The following is a 13,773-nucleotide window of genomic DNA, read 5'->3' on the forward strand; positions in this document are numbered from 1 at the left end:
CGGAAGCACTCTAACCGCAGGGCGCGGCTGCGACCAGTTCGGGGCTGGCGGCGGCGACCTGCATCTGGCGCAGCCGGCGCCGCTTGCCGCGATCGAGCCAGGCCTGCGTGGCCCGCTCGGTCATGGATTTGAGCGAGGCGACGAAGCCGAACAGCGTCATCAGCGCCCCGAACAGCCAGAGCGCGAGATTGAACGCGCCGGCCGTCAGCAGCAGCGCGCCACGGCCGAGCAGCTTCAGGATCGCGCGCGTCTGCCCGCCCTTGGCCTCGGCGAGGCGGGCGGCGCGGGCGATGTCCTTCGGCCCCTCGGCAAGCTTGAGCGAATCGAGCGCGCCGCGCGTTCCGACCTTCTCCGTGATACGGCCGACATCCTTGGCGAGGCGCACCAGCGCGCCGGCCTTCTCCGCACGAAATGCAGCCCTGATCGCGGTCGCGGTCTCGCCCGGCCGCAACACCGAGCCCGTGGCGACCGCCTGCTGCAGCACCGGCGCATCCACCACCTCGCGCGCGGACCGTCCCGCCCAGGCCGCCAGCCCTTCGCCGAGCCGGCCGACCTTGCGCGCATCCTTGACCAAAGTGAGCCCGGCCCGCACCGGCGCCGCGCCGCCGGCCGAGACGTAGGTCGCAGCCGTCACGGCAAGACCGGCGGTGGCGAGGCCCAGCACCAGCCGGTCGGTCTCCTCGCCCATCACCAGATGTTTGCCTTCGCGCACGGCGTCACGGATATCGCCGAACACGAAGAGGTCGCCGGCCACGGTGCCGGACAGGCTCGCCACATCGTCGGCCTGGCCGGTGACCAGCCCCGTGGCGAAGCGCTTGGCGACGCTCGTCGGCGCCTTCTCCGCAGCCACGGCATCGGCCACGCGCCGGACCTGCGCCTCGTCGAGCGCGACGTGGTGATCCCGCGCCAGCGTGACGAAGCTATCGGCGAGATCCGGATCGCCGGCGGCGAGTGCATCCGCGATGCCCCGCGCGATGCGCGCCGGGTCGTTCTGTACGACGGAGGTGATCTGAAGCTCGGAGAGCTGCGCCGGATCCTCCTGGGCCGCGATCACGGCACCGGCCCGATGGGCGTGCGGCCACAGCGCAGCGCCGAGGGCTGCTGAGAACGCAAGGCCGGCAAGGGCCCGGTTGATTCGTCTCGGGATCACGCCGCCTTCACGTTTTCGCGCAGGATCATGTCGCAAGACATAAGATGTCCGGTGAGGGACACAACGGCCCCGACGAAAGAAGGGCTTCTCGCCGGGGGCAAGTTTGTGTCGAATCCACAGGCCACAACATAACGGCGTGCGTCGCACCCAAACGCGGGTTCCCAACACTAGGAAATGGCCTTAAGGCTCAGTATGGTCGCGCCGTTTTCGACGACGGCGCAGCCATCCGACTTTTGTCCTGCTCCGTCGTGCCGACCGTGTACGCTCCCGTTGCCACTCGAGGTGAAACCGATGGCCGATAACATCGTCCCGCATTTCCACAATGATGCCGGCGTCCCCGTCATCGAGATCGGCTCGCATGAGTTCATGTGCGTGGGCGCCAATCCGCCGTTCGATCATCCGCACGTGTTCCTCGATCTCGGCAACGACAAGGAAATCATCTGCCCGTATTGCTCGACGCTGTATCGCTACGCGCCGGACCTCGCCGCGGGTGAAGCGCGGCCCCCCGAATGCGTGCTGAAGGACGTGGCCTGATCGGCGTGTCGTGGCATCTCGTACCGTCTTTGTCGCAGGGGCCGGGATCGGCGGCCTGACAGCCGCGCTTGCGCTCGCCACCAAGGGTTTTCGCGTCGTCGTGCTGGAGAAGGCCGAACGACTCGAGGAAGTCGGCGCCGGCCTGCAGCTGTCTCCCAACGCCAGCCGCGTCCTGATCGATCTCGGGCTGGGCCCGCGGTTGTCAGCGCGCGCCGTGGTGCCGGAGGCGATCGCCATCATGAGCGCGCGGGCCGGCGGCGAAATCGCTCGCCTGCCGCTGGGCGAGGCCGCGGGCCGCGCGGCCGGCGCGCCCTATTGGGTGATTCATCGCGCCGACCTGCAGGCGGCGCTGGCGGCCGAGGCGATCGCGCATCCCGACGTCGAGCTGCGGCTCGGCTGTCAGTTCGAGGACGTCGCCGCCCATGCCAAGGGGCTGACCGTGGTCCATCGCCGCGGCAACGAGCGCGCGCAGGACGTGGCGCTGGCGCTGATCGGGGCCGACGGCGTGTGGTCGGCGGTTCGGCATCACCTCTTCCCGCAGGTGCGGGCGGAATTCTCCGGCCTCATCGCCTGGCGCGGCACGCTCGATGCGCGGCAGCTGCCGCGCGAGTTGACTGCCGCGCGGGTGCAGCTCTGGATGGGTCCGGACGCCCATCTCGTCGCCTATCCGATCTCCGCCGGCCGTCAGGTCAACGTGGTCGCGGTCGTGCCGGGCACCTGGAACCGGCCGGGCTGGAGCACCGAGGGCGATCCGGGCGAGCTGAAGGCTGCCTTCGGCCCGCCGCGCTGGCCGGCGACGGCGCGCCTGCTGCTCAATGCGGTGGACGGCTGGCGCAAATGGGCGCTGTTCGGCGTCCCCGAAGGCATCGAATGGAGCGAGGGCAAGATCGCGCTGCTGGGCGACGCCGCGCACGCGATGCTGCCGTTCGCCGCGCAGGGCGCGGGGATGGCAATCGAGGACGCGGTCGTGCTCGCCAAGACCCTGAGCGAGGCCCGCCCCGACGGCCCGGCCGCGATCGAGGGCGCCCTGAAGCGCTACGCCCAGCTGCGCCGCTCCCGCGTCGCCCGGGTGCAACGCACCGCGCGCAGTCAGGGCCAGCTCTATCACATGACCGGACCGCTCGCGCTCGCCCGCGATCTCAGCATCAAGGCGCTCGGCCCGCAGCGCCTGTCGGCACGGCAGAGCTGGATCTACGACTGGCGGCTGTAGCGACGGCTGTCCGGCCGGTCTCAGTAAACTGAGCCATCCCGCGGCAAGGTCGAGGGGCCCGCCGGGCTCGTGGAGGCCATCGGCCGTGACACGCGCGCCGGCTTGGCAGGCTTGCCGCCCTTGGCCGCCGCAGGTGCCGGCGGCGGCGTGTCCTGACACTTGTTGCGGCGCCAGGCCTCTTCGGCGAACTGCGCCTGGCCGCGGATGGCGATATAATCGTTGCGGTAGGCGAGCTCGGCCACGACCGCGCCGCCCGCCCCGGTCTCCGCCTTGGCCATCAGCCCCTGCAGCTCGGCGGAGCGCCCGGCGAGACTCTTGCGCTCGGCTTCGAGCTGCTTGCAGTCGTAGAGATCGTACTTGGCCGGATCGGCGAAGGCCGTCGATACGTTGTCGCTCATGCCGGCGCAGCCCGACAGCAGCGGTCCAAGCGCGAGCAATCCCGCGACGAGCACGGCGCGCGAACGAGTGGGGCGATGGCAGTCGGTCGTCATGCAACCTCGATAAGGTAGCCGTCTTAAAACATTATCTCGATCCGAGGCGCTGCATCGGCCGCGAGCGTCGGTCCGGTCAGCGGCCCCCGCGACGGTGATAACGCTCTCGTCCGATTCGTCACCTTTCACCTCACCGCGGCGCCGGACCCGGTGAGGATCGTTTCCCGTGATGCCTCCGCGCCTTGCAGGGACCGCCTCGCCCGTATGTCGAATGACTTGGCGGACCTGCTTCAGGTCGGACGCAATTTCAAAGCAGCTGGTGACGGCCGGATTGAGGCTTTACCAAGGCGGCTGCGCTGGCTTAAGCAGAGGATGAGCGTCGGAGCTTCGCGCAACCTCATTCCGTCTCGCCGGATGATGCGCTAGGTCTCTGATCGCAAAGGCGGACGTGGCGGAATCGGTAGACGCAAGGGACAGCGCGCACTGGAAACGCTGGCTGGCGCCAGCGAGCCGCTGCTTGGTGCCGTTCACGTCCTTCAGCGAATACGACACGGTCGATAGCAAGAAGGTGCCGGTCTGGTTCGCCGCCGACGACAGCCGCCCCCTGCTCTGTTTCGCCGGCCTGTGGACCAGCTGGACGAGGTCCGCAAAGTCAAAGAGGGCGAGGTTACCTGCGATCTCTACGGCTTTCTGACCACCGAGCCGAACGCCGTCGTGGCGCCTATCCACCCCAAGGCCATGCCGGTCATCCTCACGACAGCCGAGGAGCACGACGTTTGGATGCGGGCGCCGTGGGATGAGGCCAAGGCCCTACAGCGGCCGTTGACAGACGACGCCCTGAGAATCGTCGCCCGCGGACCCGCGAAAGAAGACAGGGCTCCAGTCTGATAGGGCGATAGTACCCCACGATATCAATCTGCAGTTCCCAGCACATCAATCCTAGCGTGCATCACCGCCTTAGCGTATACCATCGGCTGTAGTCATAACCGCACGTCCAGTTGACGGCCGCGCATAACGACCGTGCTAGACCGTCCAACACCGGTCTTCTGGAGGCGTTCGGAGCGTCGCAACAAAGAGAACAAAGTCGATAATGGGAAAGCCGATGGATTCGCCACAGAGTGACGACCTTTCGCAGATCGACAAGCAGTTGGGTGAAATTACAGATATTGCCAGCAATCGCGCCCGAACCATAGCTGGTGGGATCGTTGCTTTCACTTGGTACGCAATCGCTGGTTCGCCGGACAAGTCCCCCAACCTTGTAGCGCCCAGCTCATTGTACATGCCGCTGGTATTGTCGTTGTTGAGTCTTTTCGCGGATTTTCTCCAGTATGGATTCAGCTGGATCGATTACTTTTATCGCAGAAGCAGGATCACGAACCACAAGCCCGTCGTATCGCTCACCTTCTACCGCATGTCGCTCCTGACGTTCGTAGCAAAAATCTGCTTCGTGATCGCCAGCGCGTCTTGGCTTATGACCATTTTGGGCCGCGCACTACAACGACTGACCTGATGCATTCTTCTGGACCGCCCACGCCAAAGGCGACAATCAACCATCGATTCAACACGGAGGCGACAAAATGATAAGAAAAGCAAATAACGTCGATGTCCACAAGTACATTGACGATAGAACTAAAGATGAAAACAACCCACTCAACCCATTTTGGGAGGCGATCATAGCGGGAATAGGAGAACCTGGGAAACCAGTCCCACCACGCCCGCAAAAGATCGGGCCACTGATTTCAACGCGCGCGAAATCAGCCGGAAAGACCCGTTACGTTGAGATCGTCCCTGCCGATTTCGAACGAGGCGTACTTTCAGCCCTTCAGAATGTTGAGACGGTGGTCATTAGCGAGGATTCGACGCATCACGTCCATGCTGCCATGGAAGCGCTGAGGCGAATTCAATCGCCCAATGCTTCGCACGAAGCCGGAGTGGACGTTGTTCGAGACGCCGTTCAGAATGTGGGATTGAAGGGCGTTAGCCGTATGACGCGTGGTGCAGGGAAATGACCAATAACGTCGATCGGCCCGCGCGGCTGCGGCGCGCCCTGCCCGTTCTGTGAACTGCGCAAGGCTGATCATCGGGAAATCGATCAGGCCGAGCTCGATGATGTCGCCGAGGCTCTGACGGAGCTGATGCTCCGACACCAGCGTAGGCACTGATGGCGCGGCGTCAGCTTGATCTTCCGGCGGCCGTAGCTCGGGCCTTCATGGACGACCTCGAGGCCTACCGCGCCGCCCGTACGGGCCTGGACAAGGACGCTATCGCCGTGCGCCAGCTGCGGGCGCTGCGAGAATACATTCCAGAGTCGCACGGCAAACTGCGTCTCACTGACGTGAGGACGTTGTTTGAGTCGATGGCCGAGCAGATCAAATAAGCCGAGGGGAGCCCGCAATCACCGAGGCGGAGAGTCCAAAGCCGCTTGCGGCTTTCCGACAAACGCCTGCGCCTTTCTCAGCGCAAGATAGTCGGCAATACGCGCGGTCCAAGCCTGTGCGACGAGCTGGATTCCGCGGGAATCGAAGTGGCAGGCGTCGTAGCGCGTGCTGAAGTCCACCGCATCCGTGTCCGGGCCAGCATAGATGCCCCATTCCGGGTCTAGCAGCGCCTGCTGCGCGGACCTGATGGTGTCATCCACGCGCGGGTAGCCGCAGATGGTGGATCTGGTCGGGAAGATTGGAGCGGCAACGCCGAGCTGGCGCAGCGCTCCGAGAAGCTCATGCGGGCCACCGTGAGCCATTGGCTGCGCGAGAAGGAACGCGGGGGCCTGATCGGCGCCGGCACCACTCTGCACGGCCTCCGCGTCTCCTATGCGGCTTGGTGGAAGCGCAACGGCGCAACTAATGCCGAGATCGCCGAGCTTCTCGGAGATCGATCGCAGCGGATGGGCACCCATTACACCCGGCACGTCTCTCGCGAGGACAACGTGGTGCGGGCATTCAAGCGGCTGAAGCAGGATTGATTAGACAGCGGACAAAGATGGGACATGTTTGTTCGACCATTGTCCCGATTGTACCCGGCAATCGCATGTATGGCTCGTTTAGTAACCACGGCGATTGCGTTCTGCCTTCTTCCGTTCCTCCTCGGCTTTCTTGTGTTCCGCGTGTAGGGCGAAGAACTCGTCCTTACGCTCCAGCAGCACTTTCCAAACAAAATCGTGAAAGCTGTACGGGTAGTAGTCCTGATGATGTTGGCCGCCGGGTGTCCATACAAGCCTCTTTCCTTGAAGCATGCTAACAGGCGGGCTGAACACGTAAGTATAGAAGGACGGCGACCCGCCCCGCAGCGCGTTAACGACTATCGCTATCTCTTCCTTGGATAGATGGTCCAGTTGTGACAGCGTGGTCTCTTGTCGTTGCTCGCGATGCTCATCCTCCTCTTTGCGACGGATCGCTCGCCGACGTACTAGGGCAGACTCCTTTTTCTTCTCACGGAGCGGGGCAAATAAACTTTCGCCGCATCCTACGATTGCCGCTGCGACGGAAGCGACAACCACGATAATCAGAACAGGAAGTGCAAAGGTGCTAATTGGCCCCAAGTCGAGGACATGAGTAAGGACCAGGACCAGCAGGGCCCCGCTCGCTAGAGCGATGGCAATGATCGCCCGGAGTGGCAATTTGAAAAACTCAAGCCATTTCGCGTCGAACATCCCGTGAGCCCTTAATATGAGAGCGGCGAATCAGGTTCAAGTCATCCACGAAGGTCTCATCTAGCGCTGGGTCTCTGTCCCGACTTTATATACTCCTTATGTTCTGCACACACCTTCCGGTAGACCCCGGCGTGTGGGGAACGGGAACGGAACGAGATTTGTCTACCCAGTGCCGCTTTATGTCTACCGCTTGCCCCTTCAGCCCGAAAAGGTTAGTGAAATCAAAGCGCGGACGTGGCGGAATCGGTAGACGCAAGGGACTTAAAATCCCTCGATGGCAACGTCGTGTGGGTTCGAGTCCCACCGTCCGCACCAGGCGCACGAGGTTGGAGCCCCCTGCTCTTACGCCGCCCTCGTGCGCGCCATCAGCTGCTCCCAGGACGTGGACCTGAAGCTCGGCCGCGCTTCCAGCCGGTCGATCCAGGCGACGAGATTGGGATGCTCGGCGGTCAACTGCGTCCATTCCGGCGTCTGCGACAGGAAGCTCGCCTGCGGCGCGGCCTGCAGATCCGCGAGCGACAGCGCCTCGCCCACCATGAACGGCCGCTCGCCGAGCAGCCGCGACAGCTCCGCGATGACGGTTCGCGCCTGCGGCATCGCCCGCTCGATCGCAGCCTCGTCGGCGACCGTGCCGAAGAACTGCGGGCCGATGACACGCTGGAAGATGATGACGTTGCAGACGCCTTGAAAGAGGTACCAGTCGCTGACGTTCATCACCTGGTCCATCCGCGCCGCCTGCCTGACGTCGGCCGGCGTCAGACCCGGCTCGGGCAACACGCGATCGAGATAGCGCAGGATCGCCTGCGTCTCATAGAGCATGAACCCGTCATGCTCGAGCACCGGCACCCGGCCGAACGGATGACGCGCAAGATGTTCAGGAGATTTCGACTCGCCCGGCGCCAGCGCCGCGAGCCGGTATGGCGCGCCCTTCTCTTCGAGCGCGATCAGCACGCTGCGACCGAATGGACTTCCCGGCACGGAATGGACGACGAACTCGGACATCACGACCTCCCACGCTGATGATGAACTGCTCACGACGAAGACGGCGCGCGTTCAGCCTCCGCCAGGAAATGCTGCAGCAGGCCCGGCCAACCGCCATCCACATCCTTGCGCATGGACGCGCCGGCTTCGTCGCCCATGGTTTCGAATTTATGATGCAACAGCTCGACGCGGGTCGCCTCCGCGCCTTCGGCGAAGAAACGCACGTCGACCTCCGAGCGCATCGCCGCGTCCGGCTTCCACTGCGCGTCGATCTGCCAGAGCATGACGAAACGATGCGGCGGCTCCCAGATCGTGATGGTCGCGACGGGGGTCTCAGTGCCGTCCTCGGCGATTTCGAGCCAGCGCCCGCCGAGCTTCGGCTCGATGAGCACTTTCGCGATCGGCTTCCTGCCAACCCCATGCGTATGCGGCCACCAGCGCGTCAGTCCGCTGGTGAACACTGCGAACGCATGGCCGATGGGCGCCCTGACACGGACCAGCTTCTGAACCGGGGCAATCACGACACGCTCACTCATCCGTCCTCCCTTTCGTCCGTCGGTGCGTGCGCTCTGCCTCGATCTTGAAGGCGAGCAGCGCGTCGTCCCAGAAGCTGTCGAGCCAGTCGCGTAGCTCGGCGAGCCCCTCGCGGCGCAACGAATAGATGCGCCGCACACCCTCGCTTCGCTCCTCCACCAGCCCGGCGTCCTTCAGCACCTTCAGATGCTGCGACACCGCTGGCCGTGACACCGGCAGCCCGGCAGCAATCGCGTTGACAGGACGCGGGCCGCCGCGAAGGCGCTCGAACACCTGGCGCCGCGTCGGATCCGCCAGCACCGCCAATGCCGTTTCGTAAGCCATTACTTACCGTAAGCCAATACTTACAAACTGGTCAAGTGGCGATGCACGATGCTGTCGACGGGCCAGATCCTGGAGCTTCTGCGACCAACGGTTGCAGCGGGAAACCCTTTGGTAACCAAAACGCAAGCAGGTTGGAGGCGGCTGACGCCGCCCCGAATCGGCGATATCCGGCGAAATCAATCATGCAGCCGCGATCGCCTGGAGAGAGACCATGCTGGGATTCCGCAGCCGCAAGAACGACCGACCCCATGTCTCTCCTCAGTTCGACTCCGCGGCGCTCGACACGTTCCAGGACGCGCTGGCGCGATGCGTCGACGACTGGGCCGAGGGCAAGCTGAACCGCGACGTCGCCGAGCTCAATGCTGCGGCGCTGCGCGCCAAGGTCAAGCCCGAGCTCATCGAGGCGCTCCATCGCCTCGGCACCGCGCTCGCTGCGCGCGCATCCCATGATCTCGATTCCATCGTCGACCTCTGCATCAACAGCAACGAAGCGTCGATCAGCGCGGCGCGCCTGATCGGCGCCTCGAACAATCAGTCGGAGCGCTGCCAGGGCCTGGCTTCGGCCTCCGTCGAGATGCAGGCCTCCGTGCAGACGATCAGCGCGACATCGACCGCAGCGGCCGCCGAGGCGGCCGCGACCCGGCAGGCCGTCGGGGAGAGCGTAACAGCGGTACGCCGGACGCTGCAGACCATGAACGGCATCGCAAGCTCCGTACGGGACACATCGGCCAAGCTCGCCGATCTCAGCGCCGCCTCGGCGGAAATCGGCTCGATCGTCGGCACCATCGACGCGATCGCCAACCAGACCAACCTGCTGGCGCTCAACGCCACGATCGAGGCGGCCCGCGCCGGCGAGTTCGGCAGGGGCTTCGCGGTGGTCGCCGCCGAAGTGAAGAACCTGTCGCAGCAGACGACCAAGGCGACCGAGGACATCAAGGGCCGCATCGAGCGGCTGCAGGCCGAGATGAGCGGCATAGTCGAGGCCATGGCCGGCGGCGCCAAAGCGGTCGAGGTCGGCATGAGCGAGATGAACGATCTGGCGCAGACCATCGATCAGGCGGGGACGCGGACCACGGTCGTCAGTGCCAAGATGGACGAGATCTCGGGTATTCTCGCCGAGCAGAGCGCGGCGACCGACGAGGTGGCACAGGGCATTACCATCATCGCGGACCTCGCAACCGCCAATGCGAACGAGGTGATGTCGCTCGCCGATACGATGAGCAAGACCGATTCGAAGGTCGGCAAGATGCTGGGCGACATCGCCAAGCTCTCGCTCGACAACCAGGTCGTCCGGCTGGCTAAGGCCGATCACGTGATCTGGAAGAAGCGGCTCGTCGACATGTCGGTGGGCAGATTGCAACTCAAGGCGGACGAGCTCTCCGACCATCACAACTGCCGGCTCGGCAAATGGTACTATGGCGAAGGCGGCCAGCGCTTCGCCGGCACCCCGGCGTTCCGCGCCCTCGAACAGCCTCATGAAGCGGTGCATCGCCACGGCAAGGAGGCCGCACGCCTGTTCGGCTCGGGGCGCATCGACGAGGCGCTGAACGAGATCGGCAAGGTCGAGGTTGCATCCACCGACGTTCTGGCCGCGCTCGATCAGATGCAGGAATGACCGCGCCACGATGGCGGCACGGTTCCGCTCACCACCTGTAACGCGCGACGCTCCTCCCGGCATAGGCGCGGGTGACGGCGGAAAACTCGCCTTCGAACGTCGCGGCGAGCGCGACGCCATTCAGCCAGTTCACTTCGGCCGAGACCGTCGTCAGTGCCGCATCACGCGCCGCAGCCGCGCCGTTCACCACGAAGCTTGCGCCAGGCAAGGCCTCGAAGCTGGCCGAGGCCGCACTGAGGGGATTGAAGTCGTGCGCCCAGGCGGCACGGCCGCGCAATGTCAGCAGCGCATCGCTCAATGCGAAGGACTTGTCGTTGCGCATTCCGAGTTCGGTCCGCGGCGCCGTCACGGTCTTGGCCCTATAGGACAGCGCGAAAGTGTTGGCGCCGGCGGTGACGGTTTCGGCATAGCGGGGAAGACGCGTGGTTGTCACCTGTGCGGCAGCATAGGGCGTCAAACCGAGGCCGCCAAGCCAGGCCGTACCAAAGCGGCTGCCGCCTTCGAGACGACCCGCGAAATTGTCGGCCCTGAACCGCGCGCGCAACTGGTCGACCCCAGAGATGGCGACCGTGCGATCCGTGGTGACGTCATGCCAGCCATAGGCTGCGGCCGCGCTGACATAGGCCGGGCCCGCCATGTGCTTGATGAATGCGCCGGTCTGGAACAGGTCGGTTCGGCCGCTGCCGCCAGCAGCCGCGTTGAAATTGGTGCCGCCGCCTGCCAGGGCAAAGCCGGCGACCGTCGCTCGCGACAGCCAGTAGTCGGCCCCGGCCGCCACGCCGAACATGCGGCTGGTGGCGGCGCTGGATCCAATGACCGCGTTGCCGTCGGTGGTCTGTCCGCCGCCGAAGCCCGAGGCCCACGCGCGCCAGCGCGATTCGAATGGCGGTGCACGCGGCGCAGCCTTCGCATTCAAGCTGAATGTGTCACCAACCGTGCCGCGGAGCGGGACGCTGGCATAGGCGTTCGCGAGATCGCCCTCATCGGCCAAGCCCATCGCGCTCGATTGGCCGAGGCTGCGGTCGGCGGCGCCAACATCGGTCATCGCGGTCGTGAACTGCGTCATCGCGTGCACCATGGCCGGCTGCACCGCGGTTGCGATCTCGCCGGACGCCTGCGTCAGCCCCGGCGCGGTCAGCCCGCCATAGACCAGCGGAATGCCGCCATTGACGTTGAAGTAGTTGACCAGCGCGTTGCCGACGTTGGTCTGGTTGATGTTGAGCCCGGTGTTGGGCGGAGCGACAAAGGCCAGCGCCAGATCGAGATAGGCGTTGTTGGCATCATAGCTCAGGCTCGACTTGAATCCCGAAGGCAGATTGCTGTTCACCACCGACCCGAATCTGCCGCTGATGCCACCGCCGGCATTGACGATGGTGTACTGCTTGGCGACATAGCTTCCGGGCGCAAACGACGCATTCACCGTGGCGCCCGACAGCGTCGCCGTTCCCGAAACATTGACGCGGTCGGCGCTGGTCGGGGATATCTCGACCATGTAGGACGAGGCCGCGGTGAAAGACAGGCTGCCGTTCACGGTCAGCAGGCCGATTGAATTGCCGGGGGCGAGCGTGCCGCCGTTGATCATGGTGTTGCCGACGGTGCCGCTGCCGCCGAGCGTGCCGCCGGCATTCACCGTCACCGCCGAACTGGCGATCGAGCCGTTCACCGACAGCGTGCCGCCATCGATGATGGTCGGTCCCGTGTAGGTGCTGGCCGCGGTCAGGATCGTCTTGCCGGCCTCGACGCGTACCGTTCGTGTGCCCGCGCCGCTGCCGGTGATGACGGGGGCGAAGGTGTAGTTCGTGCCGGTGTGGTTGAACACGATCTCGCCGTTTCCACTACCGAGATTGACCGAGGCCGCGCTGAGCATCCCGGGCGCTGTGGCCGCCTGGCCGACGGCTGCGCCGATATTCAGCGTGCCGACCGAGCCGGCCTGGTAGGCGATGAACATGGTCGAGGCCGAGACGCTGGCGCCGTTGCGAACGGTCAGCGTGCCGGTGCCGCCATAGCCGACATGGATATCCGCGCTATTGGTCCAGGTCGAGCCGGTCCCATCCACGGTCACAGTCCCGGTCGAGCCGGGCTGGATGGCGAGAGAGCCGAAGGCGTTGCTCACCGCTGCGCCGTTGCGGATGGTCAGCGTGCCGCTGCCTTGGCTGCCGATGCCGAGATTGCCGCTGCTGGTCCAGCGCGAGCCCGCGCCGTCCACGGTTGCGGTACCGACTGCGCCCGATGCGACGCCGAGATAGCTGCCACCGGCGCTGCTCACGCTGCCGCCGTTCAGGATGGCCAGCGTCGCGCTGCCGCCGCTGCCGACATACAAATCGCTGGCTGTCGTCCAGCCCGAGCCGGCGCCATTCACCGTCACGGCGCCAGTCGAGCCGGGATTGACCGCGACAAGGCCCACGCTACTGCTGACAGTGCCGCCGTTGAGGACGTTCAGAGTGCCGTTGCCGGCTGAGCCGACATACAAATCCCATCTGGTGGTCCAGGTCGAGCCGGCGCCGTCCACCGTCACGGCGCCGGTCGCGCCGCTCGCATTGCCGACAAAGCCGTACTCATTGCTCACCGCGCCGCCGTTGCGGATGGTCAGCGTGCCATTGCCGCCGTCGCCGACGAGCAAATCGGAGCTGTTGGTCCAGGTCGAGCGGGCGCCATCCACCGTCACGACGCCGGTCGCACCGTGATCAGCGCCGACATAGCCGTACTCATTGCTCACCGCGCCGCCATTGCGGATGGTCAGCGTGCCGTTGCCGCCGTAGCCGACGAGCAAATCGGAGCTGTTGGTCCAGCTGGAGCCGGCGCCGTCAACCGTCGCGGTGCTGGTCGAGGTGGAATAACGGCCGACAAAGCCGACGACGCTACTCACCGTGCCGCCGTTGCTGATGGTCAGCGTGCCGTTGCCGTTGTGACCGACATAGAAGTCGGAGCTGTTGATCCAGCTCGAACCGGCGCCATTGACCGTCGCGGTACCGATCGAGCCGGCATTGTCGCCGATGATGCCCAGGGTGTTGTTGATGGTGCCGCCGCTCCGGATCGTTAAGGCGCCGGTTGCGGAAACGCCGACTCTGAGACCGGTCGCCTGCGCGCCGGGCGCCCCGACCACCGTCGGGTTGGGCGTGATGGTGTCGATCCTCGTGCTGGTCGTGTTGTCTGGAACGATGGCCGTCCAGTTGCCGACGCTGAACCAGTCGGTCGAGGCGGAGCCGATCCAAAATTCGACGGCGAGCGACGGCGTCATCGACACCAGGACCATGCCGAGCGCGACGGATGTTGCGGTGACGCCGTGCTCGAAATGCGATCCGGAGAAACCCGCCATGTGCACGATGCGCTCCGTTGCTGGAACGC

The 13,773-nt window shown here is 65.1% G+C and carries 15 protein-coding genes, 1 tRNA gene and 1 pseudogene; 8 read left to right on the forward strand and 9 right to left on the reverse strand.

Going from position 1 to position 13,773, the window contains the following annotated elements; translation table 11 throughout:
* Nucleotides 1-10: 10 nt before the first annotated feature.
* Entirely contained in the window at nt 11-1,150 is a 1,140-nt protein-coding gene (locus LQG66_RS09920) for a hypothetical protein (RefSeq protein ID WP_231325969.1), read from the reverse strand.
* 291 nt (nt 1,151-1,441) lie between these two features.
* Here LQG66_RS09920 and LQG66_RS09925 point away from each other — a divergent pair, with 291 nt between their 5' ends.
* Together LQG66_RS09925 and LQG66_RS09930 are read left to right on the forward strand one after the other, a co-directional pair.
* Complete coding sequence (locus tag LQG66_RS09925; protein WP_006611181.1) at nt 1,442-1,684, forward strand: zinc-finger domain-containing protein; 243 nt, start codon at nt 1,442-1,444, stop codon at nt 1,682-1,684.
* Nucleotides 1,685-1,694: 10 nt separating this feature from the next.
* Nucleotides 1,695-2,894, forward strand: coding sequence for an FAD-dependent monooxygenase (locus LQG66_RS09930; protein ID WP_231325972.1), 1,200 nt, complete (start codon nt 1,695-1,697; stop codon nt 2,892-2,894).
* Nucleotides 2,895-2,914: 20 nt separating this feature from the next.
* On the opposite strand, the gene LQG66_RS09935 is transcribed toward LQG66_RS09930, so the two are convergent.
* Entirely contained in the window at nt 2,915-3,385 is a 471-nt protein-coding gene (locus LQG66_RS09935) for a hypothetical protein (protein ID WP_231325974.1), read from the reverse strand.
* 415 nt (nt 3,386-3,800) lie between these two features.
* Between LQG66_RS09935 and LQG66_RS09940 the strand changes: the two are divergent.
* Together LQG66_RS09940 and LQG66_RS09945 are read left to right on the forward strand one after the other, a co-directional pair.
* Nucleotides 3,801-4,213: pseudogene (locus LQG66_RS09940) on the forward strand (SOS response-associated peptidase family protein); the annotation flags it as partial.
* 214 nt (nt 4,214-4,427) lie between these two features.
* The gene (locus LQG66_RS09945; protein ID WP_231325976.1) at nt 4,428-4,835 is read left to right on the forward strand and encodes a hypothetical protein; all 408 of its coding nucleotides are present in this window, start codon (nt 4,428-4,430) and stop codon (nt 4,833-4,835) included.
* Nucleotides 4,836-5,139: 304 nt separating this feature from the next.
* Here the strand turns inward: LQG66_RS09945 and LQG66_RS09950 are convergent, their stop codons facing one another.
* Nucleotides 5,140-5,484 (reverse strand): hypothetical protein, encoded by a 345-nt coding sequence (locus LQG66_RS09950; RefSeq protein WP_231325978.1) that lies wholly within the window; start codon nt 5,482-5,484, stop codon nt 5,140-5,142.
* Nucleotides 5,485-5,534: 50 nt separating this feature from the next.
* Here LQG66_RS09950 and LQG66_RS09955 point away from each other — a divergent pair, with 50 nt between their 5' ends.
* Nucleotides 5,535-5,702: a hypothetical protein gene (locus LQG66_RS09955; RefSeq protein ID WP_231325980.1), complete on the forward strand. Its 168-nt coding sequence runs from the start codon at nt 5,535-5,537 to the stop codon at nt 5,700-5,702.
* Nucleotides 5,703-5,720: 18 nt separating this feature from the next.
* Here LQG66_RS09955 and LQG66_RS09960 read toward each other — a convergent pair whose 3' ends face one another.
* Nucleotides 5,721-5,963 (reverse strand): hypothetical protein, encoded by a 243-nt coding sequence (locus tag LQG66_RS09960; protein ID WP_231325983.1) that lies wholly within the window; start codon nt 5,961-5,963, stop codon nt 5,721-5,723.
* Between the two features lie 81 nt (nt 5,964-6,044).
* On the opposite strand from LQG66_RS09960, the gene LQG66_RS09965 reads away from it, so the two are divergent.
* Nucleotides 6,045-6,287 (forward strand): site-specific integrase, encoded by a 243-nt coding sequence (locus tag LQG66_RS09965; protein ID WP_231325985.1) that lies wholly within the window; start codon nt 6,045-6,047, stop codon nt 6,285-6,287.
* A gap of 78 nt (nt 6,288-6,365) precedes the next feature.
* Here the strand turns inward: LQG66_RS09965 and LQG66_RS09970 are convergent, their stop codons facing one another.
* Nucleotides 6,366-6,974 (reverse strand): hypothetical protein, encoded by a 609-nt coding sequence (locus LQG66_RS09970; RefSeq protein ID WP_231325986.1) that lies wholly within the window; start codon nt 6,972-6,974, stop codon nt 6,366-6,368.
* A gap of 228 nt (nt 6,975-7,202) precedes the next feature.
* On the opposite strand from LQG66_RS09970, the gene LQG66_RS09975 reads away from it, so the two are divergent.
* Nucleotides 7,203-7,289, forward strand: a tRNA-Leu gene (locus tag LQG66_RS09975).
* A 27-nt stretch (nt 7,290-7,316) separates the two neighbouring features.
* On the opposite strand, the gene LQG66_RS09980 is transcribed toward LQG66_RS09975, so the two are convergent.
* The 3 genes from LQG66_RS09980 to LQG66_RS09990 are packed head-to-tail and all read right to left on the reverse strand — an operon-like array spanning nt 7,317 to nt 8,813.
* A complete protein-coding gene (locus LQG66_RS09980; RefSeq protein WP_231325988.1) occupies nt 7,317-7,976 on the reverse strand; it encodes a glutathione S-transferase family protein in 660 nt (219 codons plus the stop codon).
* A 29-nt stretch (nt 7,977-8,005) separates the two neighbouring features.
* Entirely contained in the window at nt 8,006-8,491 is a 486-nt protein-coding gene (locus tag LQG66_RS09985) for an SRPBCC family protein (RefSeq protein WP_231325989.1), read from the reverse strand.
* Nucleotides 8,484-8,813 (reverse strand): ArsR/SmtB family transcription factor, encoded by a 330-nt coding sequence (locus tag LQG66_RS09990; RefSeq protein WP_231325990.1) that lies wholly within the window; start codon nt 8,811-8,813, stop codon nt 8,484-8,486. The genes LQG66_RS09985 and LQG66_RS09990 overlap by 8 nt, the downstream gene beginning before the upstream one ends.
* 211 nt (nt 8,814-9,024) lie before the next feature.
* On the opposite strand from LQG66_RS09990, the gene LQG66_RS09995 reads away from it, so the two are divergent.
* Complete coding sequence (locus LQG66_RS09995) at nt 9,025-10,428, forward strand: methyl-accepting chemotaxis protein (RefSeq protein ID WP_231325991.1); 1,404 nt, start codon at nt 9,025-9,027, stop codon at nt 10,426-10,428.
* Nucleotides 10,429-10,456: 28 nt separating this feature from the next.
* Here LQG66_RS09995 and LQG66_RS10000 read toward each other — a convergent pair whose 3' ends face one another.
* Nucleotides 10,457-13,744 (reverse strand): autotransporter domain-containing protein, encoded by a 3,288-nt coding sequence (locus LQG66_RS10000; RefSeq protein WP_231325992.1) that lies wholly within the window; start codon nt 13,742-13,744, stop codon nt 10,457-10,459.
* Nucleotides 13,745-13,773: the final 29 nt, after the last annotated feature.

It is taken from the genome of Bradyrhizobium ontarionense, from assembly GCF_021088345.1.
GTDB classification, from domain to species: domain Bacteria; phylum Pseudomonadota; class Alphaproteobacteria; order Rhizobiales; family Xanthobacteraceae; genus Bradyrhizobium; species Bradyrhizobium ontarionense.